The following is an 18,145-nucleotide window of genomic DNA, read 5'->3' as shown; positions in this document are numbered from 1 at the left end:
ATGTTTGATTACAACTATAAATAATGAAATGAATTATAGATTTTGAAAAAAATCATCCCATTAAACAAGTATTATTGAAGAATATTCGTATAGAATACACGACAAAATTGCGAAGAAATATGTAATATTGCATTTCTAAAATAAGCACATGAAATCAATACAATCGACAAGCTGTCAAGTTCATTTTCAAGAAAACGCATACCTTCAATTAAACGAGTATTTAGCAAATAATAAACACTCTTTAATTTTTATTTTGGTTGATGAAAATACGAATCGTGATTGTTTGCCTAAGTTGATGGCTGAAATGGCTACAGATCTTACCATAGAAATTATTGAAATTGAATCTGGTGAAATCAATAAAAACTTAGATACTTGTACTGGTTTATGGAATGTATTGACCGAATTGGGTGCAGATAGAAAAAGTTTGATGATCAACCTTGGTGGTGGGGTTATTACTGATATGGGAGGTTTTGTGGCTTCTTGTTTCAAACGAGGAATTGCATTTATCAACATTCCTACAACGTTGCTTAGTATGGTAGACGCCTCAGTTGGTGGTAAAACGGGAGTTGATTTGGGTGTGTTAAAAAATCAAATTGGTATATTTTCTGATCCAGAAATGGTATTGATTGATATTGATTTTTTAAAAACCGTATCTGAACAAGAAATAATTTCTGGAACTGCAGAGATTATAAAACACGGATTGATCTATGACAACGACTTGTACAATGATGTGCGTAACAACAATCTAAAAAATGTTGGGTACCTGATTCATCGCTCTGTCGAAATTAAAAATGAAGTTGTGCTAGCTGATCAAAAAGAATCTAGCTTGAGAAAAATATTAAATTACGGACATACTATAGGACATGCTGTAGAATCTTATTTTTTAGAATCAGAACACAAAACTACTTTAACACATGGTCAAGCCATTTCTTTAGGTATGGTAACTGAAGCCTATATTTCAAACAAACTTTATGGTTTTTCTGAAGCTGTTTTGTCTGATTTAAAAGCATATGTAATCGATTTGTTTGGGAAGGTGCCAATCGTAAAAGAAGATTATGCTGCGGTCTTTGATTATTTAAAACACGACAAAAAAAATGTGGGTGGTCAAGTAAATTTTGTCTTGTTAGAAGCCATTGAAAAATATAAAATTGATTGCAAGGTACCTATCGAACTAGTTGAAGAATCTATCGACTATTACCTTGCTTAAATAGAATCTATACGATTCTGTTTTTTTCAAAAAGACATTTTTTCATATCTTAGAATCATAAAAAAATTCACAGATATATGAATATCAGAACTTGGATACTTGTTATCATAAATACTTTGATATTCACTGTTGTGATAACCATTTCTTTTTCCTTCTATTCATTATTCGAAAGTACTTTAGACGATAAAGTATTGTCACAATTGAGCTCGATTGAACGTTTGAAAAGAATTCAAGTCGAAGATTATATTCAAAGAGAATGGGAAAATTTTAAAAAAGTTCCTGTTTCTTCCGCCAGCGATTCTATCTTTTTATCAAAACTTCCAACCCCTATTAAAAATAACGGTGTCTATGACTTCACCGAGTTTTCTCATGATGGAAAATTATTAATTGGTTTGGTCTTCGTTCAAGACGACTCCACATATATAAAACTCTTAAATGATACTTTCATCCAAAATGTATTGTTAGAACGAACAGGAATGGGGTCTAGTGGTGAAACCTACCTCGTTGGTTCAGATTTTCGTTTGAGATCTGCTTCTCGGTTTTTCCCGGAAGAAGCACCATATAGTATCATTTCTGAAACAGAAAGTGTAAAAAATGCATTTGAAAATAAAATTGAAAAAGGTATTTACAAAGATTATAGAAATATAGAAGTTTATAGTGCCTATCATTTGATAGAATTCCCAAATTTTAAATTTGTGATTCTTTCTGAAATTGATGCCAAAGAAGTTGCGATACCTTTAAAATCTATGCAAAAAAAATTAATCATTATCGCAATAAGTATTTTAATAATTGCCCTGTTTTTGGGTAATTACTTGGCGCAATTCATTTCTACTCCACTCAACAAAATGAAAAAGGAAATCTTAGAAATGACTGATGGAAATTATAAACCTGTACGATACAAAAAATCATCATTTAAAGAGATTGATGAAGTTCTAAAAGCTTTAACCGAGTTAAAAGTTTCTTTGTCAAGTGCTATTTCATTTTCGAAAGATGTTGGAAATATGAATCTAGATTCTAATTACAAACCAAAATCTAACAACGATATTTTAGGGCATTCCCTTATAAAAATGCAAGAAAAATTAATTGAGTATCAAAACAAAATTAATTTTGCAAATACGCAAAGAAAACGAAACCTCATCGAAGGTCAAGAAACCGAAAGAAAACGTTTGTCACAAGAACTTCACGATGGTATCGGCCCCCTTTTAACTAGTTTACGATTTTATGTAGAATCTCTAAACATAGATGCAAAACAAAAGAATGACGCTAAAGAAATCATTGATCAAACCATTGCTGAGATACGGAGAATGGTCTACGATTTGATGCCTCCTACTTTAATAGATTTTGGTGTAGCCGCGACGTTACAAACTTTTGTAAACTTGATAAAAAAATCTACGCATATCGACATTGAATTTGATAATGGAATTAAAGAAAACAACTCAAAGATTGATGATACAATTTCCATCTCTGTATTTAGAATCTGTCAAGAACTAATTAACAATACAATCAAACATTCTAAAGCAACAAAAATTAGAATTTCTATTACAGAATTTGACGAATTGCTTTCAGTATTCTATTTTGACAATGGATTGGGATACAATCTTGAAAAAGTAGAAACAGGTTCTGGTCTTATTAACATAAAAGAAAGAGTAGAAATTCTAAATGGAGCCATCCATTTTACTCCAGAAAAAAAACATGCCACAGTTGAATTTGAAATTCCATTGACCTATGCCTAGTATAAAAATAATCGTGGTAGACGACCACAAATTGTTTCGAGACGGTCTAACTGCTCTTATAGACAAACACGAAGATCTTGATGTAATCGCAAGTCTTGAAGACGGTGTAAAACTATTTGAGGCACTTATTGATAACAATCCAGATATCGTATTATTGGATTTATCAATGCCGAATATGAATGGGTTTGATGTATTAAAAAAGCTAAAAAAAGAGTTTAAGACTATCAAAGCAATTGCTATCTCAATGCACGATGATGGAAATTATATTGCACGTTGCGCAAAATTAGGCGCCCAAGGTTATTTGTTAAAAAACACAGATGAACAAGAGTTAACAACTGCTATACGTGAGGTGTATGAAGGAAACAAATATTTCAGTCAAGAAATCTCTACCAAAATGATAGACAGTCTTTCTGAAACCAATAGCATCAAAAAATTCACAAAAAAAGAGACCGAAATTATCAAATTGTTGGCCAAGGGTTTCACTACCAAAGAAATTGCAACCAAACTATATGTAAGTACAAGAACTGTAGAAACACATCGTTCGAATATGCTCAAAAAACTCAAGGTAAAGAACACCGTTGAGCTGATCAATAAAGCCAAAAGTTTAGACCTGATTTAATATCCGTATTTATACGGATAAAAAAATACCATTTTTCTCATATTTCACAAACCTATACTCATTTGTAAATTTGTATATGTTTAATCATTAAAGCGATAGGTTATGAGAAATTTAGTTTGGATAGTAGCAATTTTAGTAGGTGTTGGTATGAATGCACAAAGCAGAAACGACTTAAAAGGTCCAGCTGCGAAGAATTATAAACCATGGCAACATAAAACAAAAACAGTAGAAATTACTTCTTCAAGTACGCATCAACAAAGCTTGAGAAGTCATGAGCATAAAAATTACAAACCATGGAAAGACAACTCAGAAAGAACAAAAATCGAGGTTGTTTCTTCAAACAAACATAAACTTAGAAGCCCAGAGGCAAAAAACTACAAACCTTGGAACAACAATCAGTTTGTGAGTGAGCCTAATGAGGCACTAACAATAAATGACTAATTTAAAAGGCTGTATTTTATACAGCCTTTATTGTTTTAGATAATTTCGAATTCCATAACTCGCTAAAACACCTTCTCCTGTAGCAGCTGCTACTTGCGCGATAGCTCCTTCTCTACAATCTCCTGCGGCAAAAATTCCTTGAACCGATGTTTCTGCTAGTCCGTGTGAATTTATAAACCCTTGAGCATTCATTTCTACCAAATTTTCAAACGACTTGGTATTCGGTATCAAGCCAATAAAAACAAAAGCACCATCTGCAGTAACTATTTCTTCTTTTCCAGACGTATTATCTTTTACTTTAATTCCTTCAAACAATTCATTATTATTAGAAATAAACTCTACAGGTTTTTTATCTAAATAAACTTCTATATTACCAATCGTATTTAACTTTTCGATGTAGGTTTCTGAAGCTTTAAATTTTTCAGAACGGTGAACTATTTTCACAGTTTTACAAAAACCTGCCAAAAATATTCCTTCTTCTAAGGCTGAATTTCCTCCTCCAATTACAATTACCTCTTTATCTCTATAAAAAGCACCATCACACGTTGCACAAAAATGAATTCCAGATCCTATCAGTTCTTCTTCATTCTTAATTCCTAATTTACGATAAGTAGAACCGGTTGCTAATACAACAGATTTTCCAAAAAACATTCCCCCTTTTGTGGTAACATTGAATATCTCGTTCTTTTTTTCAATAGAAGTTACCTCTTCACCTGTTTTGATTGTTGCACCATAAGTCAAGGCCTGTTCTTCCATTCTAGCCATTAATTTTGGTCCTGAAATTTCAGTAAAACCAGGATAATTTTCAATTTTTTCGGTTAAATATGCATTACCACCAATATTTTTTCTTTCTAGAATTAATGAATCAAAACGATCTCTCTGTGCATAAATAGAAGTCGTTAAACCTGCTGCACCTCCTCCAATAATAATCGTATCAAAAACCTTGTGTTCTTTTTCTATATCAATTTTTAAAACCTCACGTAAAACGGTGTTATCAGGATTGGTAAATGGTTTATTGTCGATAAGAATTGTTGGAATTATTCTTTTTCCTTTATTTATTATTTCAACAGCATCAGTTGCCCATTGGTAAGTATCTACATCGATAAATTGATAGTGAACATTATTATCATCCAAAAAATTTTTGGCTCTTTTACAATCAGGACACCAATCAGCTCCGAACAACTGTACTGTTCCCTCTTCGTTTATTCCGAGTGCAGAAGCTAATGTTGGATTATCCGGATTTGTATAAGATTTATCGTTAATTAAGATTGTCGGAATAATACGTTTCCCATTGTTTATTGCCTCAACTTTTGCTGTTGCTTCTTTATCTAGGTCTACATCAATAAATTCGTATGTAATATTATTCTCTTGAAGGTATGATTTTGCTCTTTGACAGTCTATACACCAATCGGAACCGTATAACTTAATTGTATTCATTAAAAATAGTTTTTCTATTTTGTAGGAAACACTCTACATAACTTACAACAAAGAAACAATAAACCATTTGTTCTCTAAATAATAAAAAAACATCTCCCTCAATAAATGACAAAACTCTATAATTGTCATTCAATTAAAAATTACTTTAAGAAATGAAAAAAAAATATTTCGCATTTGTTTTCCTTTTATCTTTTATTTATGCTAATTCACAAAGCAAATTTGAAAAAGGTTATATCATCGATAATAAAAATAAAAAAACCGAATGTTTGATTCTCAATCAAGGTTGGTCTGACACCCCTTATGAAATAATATACAAATCTTCTGAAGGAGCAACAGAGAAAACCTTATCAATCGATGACATGAAGGAATTCTCATTAATCGGTCAATCTAAATTCATTCGTTATACTGGAAAAATTGAACGTTCTAAAAAGGAAATTGATGATTTAACAACTGAAAACAAACCTAAATTCAACGTTGAAACAATATTTTTAGAAGAAGTCATTTCAGGAACAGCAAGTTTGTATGTATACCGATTTGAAGAGATCAACAAATTCTTTTTCTCAGCCTTCGAAACTCCCATAGAACCTTTGGTTAAAATAACATACCTAAACACTTCTAGAACCACTTACAAAGAAAACAACATGTATAGGCAACAACTTTTCAATTCGTTGAAATGTGATGATTTAAAAACCAATCGTTTAGAATGGTTGAAATATGAATCAAAAGATTTGGCAAAATATTTTGAAAAATACAATGTTTGTATCAACCCAGATTATGTCAACGAAAATGAAAACCATATGAAAACAAAATTTATGGATTACATTCACTTAAACATTCTACCTGGAGTAACTTACAATCAACTCAGATTACAAAACTTAAGGTACAATTTTAATGATGCTGGCACAGCAAATGAATTTGGTTATAGAATTGGTGCAGAAATTGAAGCTGTAATCCCATATTTTAATTATTCTTATAGCGTAATACTTGAACCTAAATACTCAAGTTTTAGTTACAAAGGCTATTTTGATGAAGCTTCATATTTTTCAGGGACATATTCCATATTTGAAGTAAGTATAGGATTAAGATATAAATATAGAGCAAACGAAAAATCAGCCTTTTTTATCAACGGTAATTATGGGTTTGGTTTTCCATCAACTCAAAATTCTGATGGTGTATCAACAAAACTATATAGAGATAGTTTTTTTAATGGAGTTCGTACTGAAAACCTACAATATACAGATAATGAACACAAAACAGCATTAGGTAGCTTTGAAATTGGTTTGGGTTATAAATTTAAAGAAAAGTACTCAATTGAATTACGGTTTACAGCCGTTGAAACAGATGTTTTAAACAGAAATCTATGGACAGGTAGCTTGGCTAGACAAAATCTTATATTTGGTTACACCCTATTCTAATGCAATAGAGACATCACTCAATTAGATGTTAGGCAACTTCTAGTATTTCCATTTTTTACTCTAAGAAAATTCTTCAACATCAAAAAGACATATTTTTTTCTATCGTAAAACATACCATGAGTCAACTCAACAACGATCAATGTTTTTCTATTTTATTATTTTTTAATCTTGATTTTATTGATTCTTGGAATCATATACATAAGAGATTCTTTTATCTTTGCCTAAAACAAATACTATGGCACTTACAGCATCAAATCCGTTTGCATCAAATAAAAAAGCTCCAGATTTTAAGTTATTGAATACACTAACGGAGACTTATGTTTCTTTACAAGAATCAAAAGGAAGCAAAGGAACTTTAATTTTGTTTATTTGCAACCATTGCCCTTATGTAATTCACATCAACGAATTTTTGGTAAAACTTGCGAATGAGTACCAAGCAAAAGGAATCAATTTTATTGCAATAAGCAGTAATGACATAGTAAACTACCCACAAGACAGTCCCGATAAAATGAAAGAACTTGCCCTAGAGGTTGGTTATCCATTTCCATATTTATATGACGAAACTCAAGAAGTTGCCAAAGCTTACGATGCTGCATGCACACCGGATATCTTTTTGTTTGACAAAAATTTAAATATCCATTATCATGGGCAATTAGACGATTCAAGACCAGGGAATTCTATTCCCGTGAGCGGCAAAGATCTAAAAAACGCCATGAATTTACTTCTTGAAGAACAAGCATATACAGGTAAAGAATTGCCAAGCATGGGCTGTGGTATCAAATGGAAATAAAACTCCTATTACTTCAATTAACAATAAAGGATATCACATTTTTTTTGCATTTACAAAACCATATGTTGTTACGATTAACACTATATGTACTATATAAATAGTGTCAAAAAATAATATTTGCTGATGAAATTTAGCAAAACCATGACAAAGCAAATCCTTTCCTTTTTTATTCTCTTTTCTGCAAATTCATTCTCACAATCTTTATTTGAAAAAGGTTATATTATTAATAATAAAGATGAAAAAATTGAATGTTATATTAAAATTGAATCAAACCTAGATACTCCGAAAAAAGTGGTTTATAAAATAGCTTTGGATACTGAAGAAATTGAAGCCAGTATTTTAGAAATAAAGAAGTTCTCTTATTTAGATGATCAAAAATACATTCGATTTACTGGTAAAATTGAAAGGTCTGGTTATGATGAATTCTATTTAGACCTTGATAAAAACCCTATTTTTCATGAGGAGACAATATTTTTAAAGGTTTTAATGACTGGTCAAGCTTCACTTTATCTTTATCGATTTGATGATATTGATAAATTCTTTTACAAAACAAAAGAACAATCTATAGAACAGTTAGTTAGAAAATTTTACTTAAAACCTAATCGTATTGTTGTACGTGAAAACAATATGTTTCGTCAACAACTTTTTAATAGTTTGAAATGTGAAAACATCAAATACAAACATTTAGAATGGTTGAAATACGAAAAAAAATCATTAGAAAAATTATTTAAGAAATACAATACTTGTATCGCTCCTAACGAAGAAGTTTTCGTTGTGTCTAAATACAAAAAGAAAAATGAACTGCATCTAAATATAAATTCTGGAATAGATTTAAATGCATTAGAACTAAGATATTCGGGTGTTCCAAATGAAATAATTGGTTCTACTATTCAAATTGGTTATCGCTTAGGGGCTGAACTGGAATATGGAAGATCCGTAAGCAAGTATAGATTCGTTCTTGGTTATAACTATAACTCATTTTCGATTGAAGATCAGTTTAGTACTGGTGATTACTTAGAAGGTACAACATATTCTGGTATTTATAAAGAAAATGAAATAAACTTGGCCTTAAGATATAATTATCCATATAATAAAAAATCGATGGTCTTTTTTAATTTGGGTTTAACACTTAATTTGAGAAACTATAAGGATAATGAATTTATTAAAACTGAATCATTCCAACACACCTATTATTACGAATACTTTGATCAAGTTTTCGAAAGAACAATTTATCATAATGGAGAAATATACTACGACATTTCAGGTGCAGTTTTCTTCGGTGTTGGCTATAAATACAATAAAAAACTATCCATAGAACTCAGGTTACATACATCAAGAAAATTAAATGGAAACTCCGATTGGAAAATGAACCTTAACAAACAATCCCTAATTCTAGGATACACATTATTTTAAAGTTTAAGATAAAACATCTAAACAACTATTTGAATCAAAATTCTTGAGATAACTCCACATCTATAAAACGGAACATTCCAGCTGAAACATTAATTTGTGCTTGACCATTTTTTAGTTTAAATGTCTCTTTAGTAATTAAGTCTATTATCGTTTTTACTTTCAATCCATTGAATTGTATTTCTGCTACTCGATCTTTTGGATTGATATACCCATTATCTATAATTGTAAGTCTCAAATGTTTTGCATCAGACTGTGACACTACCCAAGCAACATTCCCTTTAACAGTAATCGGTAATAACTTAGATGCTTCTTCAATATCATTTTTTACTTTAACATAGTATTCAGCTGCATTATACCTTTCTTTACCATCTGCAGAATAATAATACCTACCGTCTGTAAAGTATTCTTTTAATTTACCTTTGTAAAAAGGATGTAAGTAATCTTCCATTCTACCTCTAGTAGCATTTTGTTGTACAAAAGATCCTGTTTGTGGAGGTGTAATTAAGACCATTCCATTTGGATACGACGGTAAAAAGTTCAATCTTCTATCTTTAACACCCGAAGCGAATTTAGAAAAATCATATTCAGGAACTTCAGCACCAGACCAATCAGAGCTTAGCCTATTAAACACAAAAGGATTCTGTGGATGAAAATTTTTGTCATATCGAATAGTTGCATTCATACTATTCCCTTCTCTTACATATCTTTCATCTGGCTCTAACATACTCAAGTGCACAGGAGAAAAACTTAAAATCTCATTTCTTTTGGGGATATAAATCACTCCTTTTCCTGCCAAATCCCAAACCAAAGACATATAATCGGTATAAGCAGATTGTACCGTAAAATTATTGATATATTTTGCACCATATGACATATGGTAAATTGAATTTCTTAAAAAGTGATTCGGTAAGTTTTGATGCGAAAACTGTCTGTTTCTCATAAAAGAAGCATTGTCTCTAACTGCTCTACTCCCCCAATCATTGGCTACACCTGATGTCCAAAGTCCCAAACGACCTGCAACACTTAAATCTTGTGTTTGATCCAATGTTTCTTCTAATGCGGGTACGAATGTATCTGCGAATTCACCTGATAAAAATCGTGACCATTCTTTTTTGTAGATATAAGATTGCCAAAATACATGTTTACTTCTTAAAAACAACTTCGCATTGTGGGTAGCACCATATTCAGCTAGCGGATAAAACAATTTATCCAGTGCCTCATCAAATGTCTTTTTATGTAAAATTGTTAGTTCAGGCCAAATCCAAACCGACATTTTTCCATCACCTTTATCTATTACTTTTTTTATGGTTTCAGTGCCATACATAAAAGGATCTACTCCATGACCACCCCAAGCCACCAATCCATTCTGATTGTAACCTTTACTCAATTTATTTACCACAGTTGTTTCTGATGCTGAATAGGATTTTCTATTATCTCGTTGAGTTCTTAATGTATTACTCTCAATTCCAGACCTATCCCATTCATGTGATTCTTTCATAAATTGATACCCCATAAATTTTAAGTTATCATAGGCACTCATTTTTGCAATTGAAGCCTGTGATAGAAACTTATCTTTGGGTGGAGACATCATGATAAGTGTTTCCTGTTCTTTTTCCCAATTTGGTTTTTTATAGATTGATACTAATTTTTGTATTCTCTCTGATTTTTTAAGAATCGAACTAATATTGCCTTCCGGAACGAAGTTTTTAAATTCTTTTTTCCATTTCTTATGATTCAAGTCGATGATATGAATCTGACTACCTCCACTTTGTACACTTGCTAAAATTATCTTTTGTTCCTTTGTGTCATAGCACATATCATTGTAAGAAAACTTCCCTTCTATTAACTCTGACTTGCTCACATTTAATGACTTCGGCACCAAATAAACACGCTCTCCTAACAACACGAAAAACAATTCTTGTCCATCTATAGTGACCAATTCTGTTTGTGTTACTCGATACCCAAATTGAATTTTCGGTTTGATTGCATTAAGGCTAATCGATTTATTTTTTTTGGTTTGTGGATTGTAAACTCCAAGATGGTAATTTGGCTTGATACCTGAAAAACCAAACAACATATAATTTTCTTCAGAATCATCTATTTTTCTCACCCTTGAATCACCAATAGGTCCCCAATCTAAAAGTGAAGATGTAAAGGGTTTTAAAGCATTTGGCTTGAATTGAAATAATTCTCTTTTTTTGTCTGTATTGGATACAATTCCATCCAAAAGCAATATATCCGAACCATCTTTTTGAGGAAGTGCCCGTAAAAAATTGACACTATGCACGTTATAGGTCAAAGTACCATCATCCATCCATTTTTTATTAGGTCGTAATTTAGTTTTATAACTGCTAGAAGGAATTTCATGTAACAACTTACCTTCAGTGGACACATAGTAAATATTCAAATCATTTCCTCCTACAACAATATAGGGGTTTTTCCATCCTTTTTCGTGAATCACACACAATGAAATGAATGGCACATCGTTTTGTTTAAATTTCCAAACAAGATTTCCTTGAATATCTAAACAAATCAATTCACCTCTTCCATTAACAATTAGAATCTCATCTACTTTGTCACCCGTAATGTCTTCTGCAAGGATTTCGTGATTGATAATTCCATCAGACAGTTCTTTTTTCCAATAAATTTCACCTTTATAATCCGTTGCCAAAATCGCTCCATCATACGAACTTGCAATAATGAATTTGTCTTTCTTTTGTTTTGCTAGAACTACTTTTGTAATTGTTTTCCCAGTCTCTATACTCGATATATATTTGTTTTTTTGAGCAACTATTGATGTACTCGACAATATGCAAATGAGGATACTAATATTTAATAATCTATTCATGAATGATGATTTTTTGAGGTGTATTATCTATAAAAAAGAAATAAAGGCCTGGATTCAAGAATTCTGTATTCAAACTAAGGTCTTCAAACGCGGTTTTCTGAACTTTTATGGATTTTAAAATTTGACCATTTGCATTGATTATTTTAACAATGCCATTGAACCTTTGTTCTCCTTTTAATACTATATTGTTCTTAGTTGGATTCGGATAAAAATATAGTTTTGGTTCAATTTCTACTTGCTTATTAACCGAAAGAGGCGGATTCCAGTTACTAAATTCAACATCAATAAATCTGAACATTCCAGCCTCAACACCAATAAAAGTTTTATTGGCTCCAATAGTCAAGATTTTTTTAGTTACTAAATCCGTAATTTTTACTGGAGTAACATTGTTAAACTCAATTTTAGCTGTTTTGGTTTTTGGATTCAAATATCCATTATCAATCAATGTTAATCGAAAATGATGTACATCAGTTTGAGCCACTACCCAAGCAACATCTCCTGTAACTTTAATTGGTAAATCTTCAGAGGCTTCTTCTATAGCTTCTTTTACTACAGTCGCGTATTGATCAGCACTATATGTTTCTACACCATCGGCAGAATAATAGTGTCTCCCGTCTGTGTAAAATTCTTTTAACTTCCCCCTATAAAATGGATGCAACCGTTCTTCTAAGCTTCCTCTTACTTTATTTTCTTGGACATAAATACCATTTTGTGGAGGCGTTATCAAAACCATTCCGTTTGGAAAAGGTGCTAAAAAGTTAGACCTTCTATCGTTTACATCTGATGCATATTTTGAAAAATCATAATCCGGAACTTGAGCCCCCGACCATTCTGCACTCAACCTATTAAACACAAATGGATTCACTGGGTGAAAATCTTTATCATATCGCACAGTAGCATTCATGCTATTTCCTTCTCTCAGATAACGCTCATCTGGAGAAATCATACTTAAATGAACAGGAGAAAAACTCAATATTTCATCTACTTTTGGAATGTAAAGTGCTCCTGTACCCAAAACTTCCCATAAAAGTGTCATATATTCAGAATAATCAGAAGTGAGCGAAAAATTATTTACATACCTTGCGCCATAGGCACAATGGAATATAGAGTTTCTTAAAAAGTGATTTGGTAAATTTTGATGTGAAAACTGTCTATTTCTCATAAAACTTGCATTATCTCTTACCGCTCTAGTTCCCCATTCATTTGAGACTCCACTCGTCCAAAGCCCTAACCTCCCTGCCAAACTTAAATCTTGTGATTGATCTAAAGTTTCTTCTAAAGACGGAATCAATACATCTGCAAATTCACCTGATAAAAATCGAGACCAATCACTTTTGTATATATACGATTGCCAAAAAACATGTTTATTTCTTAAAAATAGTTTCAAATTACTTCCGTATTCTGCCAGCGGATAAAACAATTTTTCTAAAGCTTCGTCAAAAGTTTCTTTGTGTAAAATGGTCAATTCAGGCCAAATCCAAATATTCCTTTTTCCATTTCCATTATCTGCTACTTTTTTGATAGTTTCTAACCCAAACATAAAAGGATCGACACCATGACCTCCCCAAGTAACCAAACCATTCGTATTGTATCCTGAGCTGAGCTGATCCACCGTTTCAACTTCTGTCAATGAATACTCTTTCCTGCTGTCTCTTTGTTCTCTAAGAGTTTCACTTTCAATTGATGAACGGTCCCATTCATGTGTTTTAGACATCCATTTATAGCCTAAATGTATTACATTGTCATATTTATATTTTAAGGCTAGTGCTTCTGAGCTTAACTTGTTGTCTGAAGGTTCCGACATCATATAAACAGATAAAGGTTCTCTTTCCCAATTCGGTTTATCATATGTTTTTAATTTACTAGAAAAAGTATTTGATTTACTAATAATGGATGCAATATTACCACCTGGAGTGAATGACTCAAAATCTGTCTTCCAATCAGCATGGTTCAAATCTAATACATGAATTTGGTTACCACCACTCTGAATACTTCCCAGTACAATTTTATTATTAGTTAAATCATAAGACATATCGTTAAAAGAGAAAGAATTAGACAGTTCTTCAGCTTCTGAGATTTCTAAAGAAGTTGGAAGTAAATAAATACGTTCACCGATTAAAGAAAAAATAAACGAAGTACCGTTTATTTCTACCAATTCATTTTGCGTAACACGATAACCCGATGTTAATTTGGTTTTAACAACATCTAGATTTACTGAAGAAATATCGCGGGTTTCTAAATTCATAACCCCTAGATGTTTAATTTTTTTGATTCCTGAAAACCCCATTAACAAGACATCGACATTGTTCATTTTTCGAACTTTTAAATCACCTATTGGTCCCCAGTTTATAATCTCTGCATTGTCTAAAGGAGTAGTTGCTTCTGGTTCAAATTCAAAAAACTCTCTTTTTGCATCGGTATTTGAAACAATTGCATCTACCAATAAATTATCAGAACCATCTGATTGAGGTAATGGTCTTAAAAAATTTATTGTATGTACATTATATGGTAACGTACCATCATCTACCCATTTTGCATTGGGTCTTAATGTTGTTGTATAAGAGGATGATGGTATTTCAGCAATCAATTCTCCATTAGAAGAAACATAGTACATGTTTAAATCATTACCACCACAAACGACATAAGGATCAGTTCCTCCTATTTTATGTATTACACAAACAGATATCAATGGAACATCATTTTTCTTGAACTCCCACAAAATACTACCATTATTATTCAAACAATACAATGTTCCGTTGGCGTTAGCAGCAAAAATCTCATCATATCCATCTTCATTGATATCATCAATCCAAACTTCATGATTCATAATTCCGTTAGACAAAACAGTCTCCCATAGCTTTATTCCAGTTCCATCAAATGCAATTATATTTCCCTCGTAATTACTAGCAATGATAACTTTAGATGTACTAAAGTTTGCAAAATTGACTTTGGTCACTGTACTACCAGCATCAAAAGAAATCATTCCTTGTGCATAGATATTCATACACGTAAAAAGATTCAACAAAGTCGAAATAATAATTTTTCTCATCACTGAAATTTATTTATTATTCCCAAATTAAAGGTAAGAATACTGTCATTTCACCTTCCCCACGATTGCTCCAAGTATAGTAGGGAATAAATTTTGCTTTTATATTTTCCCATGTTGTTTTTTCAATCGAAGGATACATAGCACCTTCATCCGTACTTTTCTTTAATCGAACCTGACCAGTCAAGGTTGTTACTCCACCTAAAAATTCTTTTTCGTAGGATGGTGTCAAAACAGTTTTTGAAGGCAAATACACATCTAAAACATCAATATCCATTGGTAAATCTGCAGATTCTAAACAATACACAACAGGCCCTCTTTTTATGGCTACTTGATTTCTTGTCTCTTCAATTCTATTATGCCCTGTATATAGTTTGGTTTCCATTGGTAGCGCTAACTTAATCACGTCACCTCTTCTCCATTTTCTTTGAATCGTAACATAAGAACCCCTTTTTGAACTTACTGGAATTTCTTCATTATTTACAAATAACTTGGTGTTTGTTGCCCAATCAGGAATTCTTACCAAAATATCGAATGGAGCTTTTTTACAGGATTCGATTTTGATATTTACACTACCTTCCCATGGATAAGCTGTAGTTTGTGATAATTTTAATTTTGAACCATCTAGTAAACGTGTATTTAAGGTGTTACCTCCATATAAATTAATGGCAACTCCGTTTGGAGATAAATTATAAGCCCAGTTAGATAATTTTGCAATAGTTCTTACCAAGTTTGGTGGACAACAAAAACAAGGGATATATGGTACCCTGGTTTTATAATCTGTACCTCCTAAATGTTGCCCTTCACTTCTTCTAAGCGGATTAGTATAAAAATAATTTTTCCCCTGAATATCAATTCCAGACAAGGCACTGTTAAACATTACTGTTTCAATAATGTCAGCATATTTAGATTCTCCTTTGATACTGAGCATTCTATAATTGAACATGGCATTACACAAATTAGCACATGTCTCATTATATGAATAAGAATTGTGCATTTGATAATCTAATGTAAATGCTTCATGCACAAAATCTCTATGGGACGAACCACCATCATGTGCCTGACCACAAGCTCCTGTAATAAACATTTTTTTTTCAACTATGTTTTCCCAAATATGATCTAATGAATTTATCAAAGCTTTTTCTCCAGTTTCTGCATAAATATCAGCAGCTCCAGTGTACATATACAAACCAAGTACAGCATGTCCCACTGCCTCAGTTTCTTTTCTAAATGGAGTGCGTTCTTGCGTCATGTCCCCAATCATATTAAAACGAACTGTCGGATGTGGTTTTACTTTAGATCTACCTCTCATATCGATAAACAATTGAGCTAATTCAAGGTAATTCTTATTACCAGTAGTTCTATACAATTCTACCAATCCTGTAATTTGTACTTGATTGAAACCAAAACGTGCCAACTGTTCTGGTTCAGGACTAAAAACTTTGTATAAGTTATCAGCATTTTTTACCGCAATGTCTAAAAACTTAGTCTTTCCTGTAATTCTATAATAGATACTTGCTGCAATGTATAAATGTCCACTATTATACATTTCATGAAATCTTCTTTCTGTATAAGGTTTCAAATCTTTTTTGATAGAAATTTCACTATGTAAATAACCCGATTCTTCTTGTGCTTTCCCAATAATCTCTATATAGGAATCTAACCGTTTCAAGATGTCCTTATCACGATTGTTTGCATAAATATACATGGCGGCTTCCATCCATTTATAAAAATCACCATCATGCCAATGCATACCTTGAAATTTTCCTTCTTTTAAACCTGCAGCTATTTTAAAGTTATTTAAAGCATGACCGATATCACCTGTTAAAATACTTTCCATATGAGGTACCATAACTTCTTCTGCAGATTTATATTTATCTGCCCAAAAACCATCAGTCCATTGACAATCACCGATTTCAATGCTCTTAAAAGTTACACTAGGACTGTTGCTGTTATTAACAATTCCTTTATTCGAATCCAACTTTTGCGCTGTTGCACAAATAACACCTAAGACAAATGTTGTTATTGTTAAAAAATACGTTTGTGATTTCATGTAATACCTTGATTTAGTTTAAAATAAAAATAACTCAAATCAAATAAACTCCAACATATCTAGGTATTACAATTACTTAACCAAACAACTAACGTTCATAATCAAACCTCCTAATTAGCTTTAAATAAACTCATTAGATATCTCATCAGAAAAAAAACAACATCTAGACTAGACTACAATTAAGCGTCTAAAAATTTACCAAAAGATACAAACACCGTACGGAAGGTAACTTTTTAATAAGGTTAGAAGTGTATTTTATAGTTGAGAAAAACTATTTTGTAATATCAGACTTCACATGCAAATCAAGTTGTGGAAAAGGAATTGACACCTTATTTTCATTAAATAATTTTTCAATAGAAATTCTGATATCACTTTTTATCCTTTCTATTTCAAAGATATTTACACTGGCGAAAAGTAAGGTAAAATCTAAAGATGAATTACCAAAATTAGACAAACGAACATCTACAGTACCATCATCAACAACTTCTTTATGATTACGTGCAGCTTGTTTCATCAAATCCATCACTAGAGCGACATTACTACCATAGGCAACTCCAACATGAATCTTAAAAGTAGTTTTTCTAGATTGATTACTCCAATTGATTACTTTACTTGTTGTTATGGTAGAATTTGGAATTAAAATAACAATGTCCATACGTGTTTTTGCTACAGAAGTTCTCAAGCCTATTTCTTGAATGACAACTACTTCACCATCTATATCTAAAATATCACCTACTTTTACCGATTTTTCAAAAAGAAGAATTACACCCGACAAAATATCGTTGAAGGTTTGTTGCAATCCGAGTCCGATACCCACTAGCAACGCAGCAGAACCAGCCAACAGTACACTAATTTTGATTCCAATAATTTCAAGCATAAAAATGATTGAAACTACCCACAAAAAATATTTAATTATTTGAAAAAGTGCGAACGAATTTCCTTTATCTAAATGATGTACTCTTGCTTCACGCTCTAGTGCTTTCTTTATCAACCATAGCAATACTTTCGTGGCCACAAACAATAGTACTACACTCACCACTTCAAATACGGTAAGTGTATGATCTTGATATGAAAACAATTTTATATTTAATATTTCATCAATCCTTTCCATTGTAAACAATATATATTCTTACTTCAAATATA

12 protein-coding genes are annotated in these 18,145 nt (G+C 31.8%); 7 read left to right on the top strand and 5 right to left on the bottom strand.

Features of this window, described 5'->3' with window-relative positions:
• The first annotated feature begins 148 nt into the window (after positions 1–148).
• The 4 genes from aroB (at position 149) to F6P99_RS05855 (ending at position 4,000) form a co-directional block, all read left to right on the top strand.
• Positions 149–1,207: a 3-dehydroquinate synthase gene (gene aroB / locus F6P99_RS05870; RefSeq protein WP_152286530.1), complete on the top strand. Its 1,059-nt coding sequence runs from the start codon at positions 149–151 to the stop codon at positions 1,205–1,207.
• Positions 1,208–1,284: 77 nt separating this feature from the next.
• Positions 1,285–2,940: a sensor histidine kinase gene (locus F6P99_RS05865; protein ID WP_152286529.1), complete on the top strand. Its 1,656-nt coding sequence runs from the start codon at positions 1,285–1,287 to the stop codon at positions 2,938–2,940.
• A complete protein-coding gene (locus tag F6P99_RS05860) occupies positions 2,933–3,559 on the top strand; it encodes a response regulator (RefSeq protein WP_152286528.1) in 627 nt (208 codons plus the stop codon). Before F6P99_RS05865 ends, F6P99_RS05860 begins: the two co-directional genes overlap by 8 nt.
• A 102-nt stretch (positions 3,560–3,661) precedes the next feature.
• A complete protein-coding gene (locus tag F6P99_RS05855; RefSeq protein WP_152286527.1) occupies positions 3,662–4,000 on the top strand; it encodes a hypothetical protein in 339 nt (112 codons plus the stop codon).
• 27 nt (positions 4,001–4,027) lie between these two features.
• Here the strand turns inward: F6P99_RS05855 and F6P99_RS05850 are convergent, their stop codons facing one another.
• Positions 4,028–5,437, bottom strand: a complete 1,410-nt coding sequence (locus tag F6P99_RS05850; protein ID WP_152286526.1) for an FAD-dependent oxidoreductase — start codon at positions 5,435–5,437, stop codon at positions 4,028–4,030.
• Between the two features lie 152 nt (positions 5,438–5,589).
• Here F6P99_RS05850 and F6P99_RS05845 point away from each other — a divergent pair, with 152 nt between their 5' ends.
• The 3 genes from F6P99_RS05845 to F6P99_RS05835 all read left to right on the top strand — a co-directional run bounded on the left by F6P99_RS05845 (position 5,590) and on the right by F6P99_RS05835 (position 9,055).
• The gene (locus F6P99_RS05845) at positions 5,590–6,852 is read left to right on the top strand and encodes a hypothetical protein (protein ID WP_152286525.1); all 1,263 of its coding nucleotides are present in this window, start codon (positions 5,590–5,592) and stop codon (positions 6,850–6,852) included.
• 235 nt (positions 6,853–7,087) lie between these two features.
• Positions 7,088–7,642: a thioredoxin family protein gene (locus F6P99_RS05840; RefSeq protein WP_152286524.1), complete on the top strand. Its 555-nt coding sequence runs from the start codon at positions 7,088–7,090 to the stop codon at positions 7,640–7,642.
• A gap of 123 nt (positions 7,643–7,765) precedes the next feature.
• Entirely contained in the window at positions 7,766–9,055 is a 1,290-nt protein-coding gene (locus F6P99_RS05835; RefSeq protein WP_193316009.1) for a hypothetical protein, read from the top strand.
• Between the two features lie 34 nt (positions 9,056–9,089).
• On the opposite strand, the gene F6P99_RS05830 is transcribed toward F6P99_RS05835, so the two are convergent.
• The 4 genes from F6P99_RS05830 to F6P99_RS05815 form a co-directional block, all read right to left on the bottom strand.
• Entirely contained in the window at positions 9,090–11,903 is a 2,814-nt protein-coding gene (locus F6P99_RS05830; protein WP_152286522.1) for a PQQ-binding-like beta-propeller repeat protein, read from the bottom strand.
• Positions 11,896–14,952 carry a T9SS type A sorting domain-containing protein gene (locus F6P99_RS05825; protein WP_152286521.1) on the bottom strand — a complete coding sequence of 1,019 codons (3,057 nt, stop codon included), beginning with the start codon at positions 14,950–14,952 and terminating at the stop codon, positions 11,896–11,898. The genes F6P99_RS05830 and F6P99_RS05825 overlap by 8 nt, the downstream gene beginning before the upstream one ends.
• 16 nt (positions 14,953–14,968) lie before the next feature.
• Positions 14,969–17,002: a glycoside hydrolase family 127 protein gene (locus F6P99_RS05820; protein WP_152286520.1), complete on the bottom strand. Its 2,034-nt coding sequence runs from the start codon at positions 17,000–17,002 to the stop codon at positions 14,969–14,971.
• A gap of 271 nt (positions 17,003–17,273) precedes the next feature.
• Positions 17,274–18,113 (bottom strand): mechanosensitive ion channel family protein, encoded by an 840-nt coding sequence (locus F6P99_RS05815; RefSeq protein WP_152286519.1) that lies wholly within the window; start codon positions 18,111–18,113, stop codon positions 17,274–17,276.
• Positions 18,114–18,145: the final 32 nt, after the last annotated feature.

The sequence above is a fragment of the Flavicella marina genome (assembly GCF_009193215.1).
Classification (GTDB): Bacteria; Bacteroidota; Bacteroidia; order Flavobacteriales; family Flavobacteriaceae; genus Flavicella; species Flavicella marina.
Note: the sequence above shows the minus strand (reverse complement) of the source record. Positions and strands in the feature narration are given on the sequence as shown.

What these genes read in the sequence shown, in the direction of transcription:
- aroB (WP_152286530.1), top strand. Translation starts at nt 149, where the DNA reads ATGAAATCAATACAATCGACAAGCTGTCAAGTTCATTTTCAAGAAAAC.
- F6P99_RS05865 (WP_152286529.1), top strand. Translation starts at nt 1,285, where the DNA reads ATGAATATCAGAACTTGGATACTTGTTATCATAAATACTTTGATATTC.
- F6P99_RS05860 (WP_152286528.1), top strand. Translation starts at nt 2,933, where the DNA reads ATGCCTAGTATAAAAATAATCGTGGTAGACGACCACAAATTGTTTCGA.
- F6P99_RS05855 (WP_152286527.1), top strand. Translation starts at nt 3,662, where the DNA reads ATGAGAAATTTAGTTTGGATAGTAGCAATTTTAGTAGGTGTTGGTATG.
- F6P99_RS05850 (WP_152286526.1), bottom strand. Translation starts at nt 5,437, where the DNA reads ATGAATACAATTAAGTTATACGGTTCCGATTGGTGTATAGACTGTCAA.
- F6P99_RS05845 (WP_152286525.1), top strand. Translation starts at nt 5,590, where the DNA reads ATGAAAAAAAAATATTTCGCATTTGTTTTCCTTTTATCTTTTATTTAT.
- F6P99_RS05840 (WP_152286524.1), top strand. Translation starts at nt 7,088, where the DNA reads ATGGCACTTACAGCATCAAATCCGTTTGCATCAAATAAAAAAGCTCCA.
- F6P99_RS05835 (WP_193316009.1), top strand. Translation starts at nt 7,766, where the DNA reads ATGAAATTTAGCAAAACCATGACAAAGCAAATCCTTTCCTTTTTTATT.
- F6P99_RS05830 (WP_152286522.1), bottom strand. Translation starts at nt 11,903, where the DNA reads ATGAATAGATTATTAAATATTAGTATCCTCATTTGCATATTGTCGAGT.
- F6P99_RS05825 (WP_152286521.1), bottom strand. Translation starts at nt 14,952, where the DNA reads ATGAGAAAAATTATTATTTCGACTTTGTTGAATCTTTTTACGTGTATG.
- F6P99_RS05820 (WP_152286520.1), bottom strand. Translation starts at nt 17,002, where the DNA reads ATGAAATCACAAACGTATTTTTTAACAATAACAACATTTGTCTTAGGT.
- F6P99_RS05815 (WP_152286519.1), bottom strand. Translation starts at nt 18,113, where the DNA reads ATGGAAAGGATTGATGAAATATTAAATATAAAATTGTTTTCATATCAA.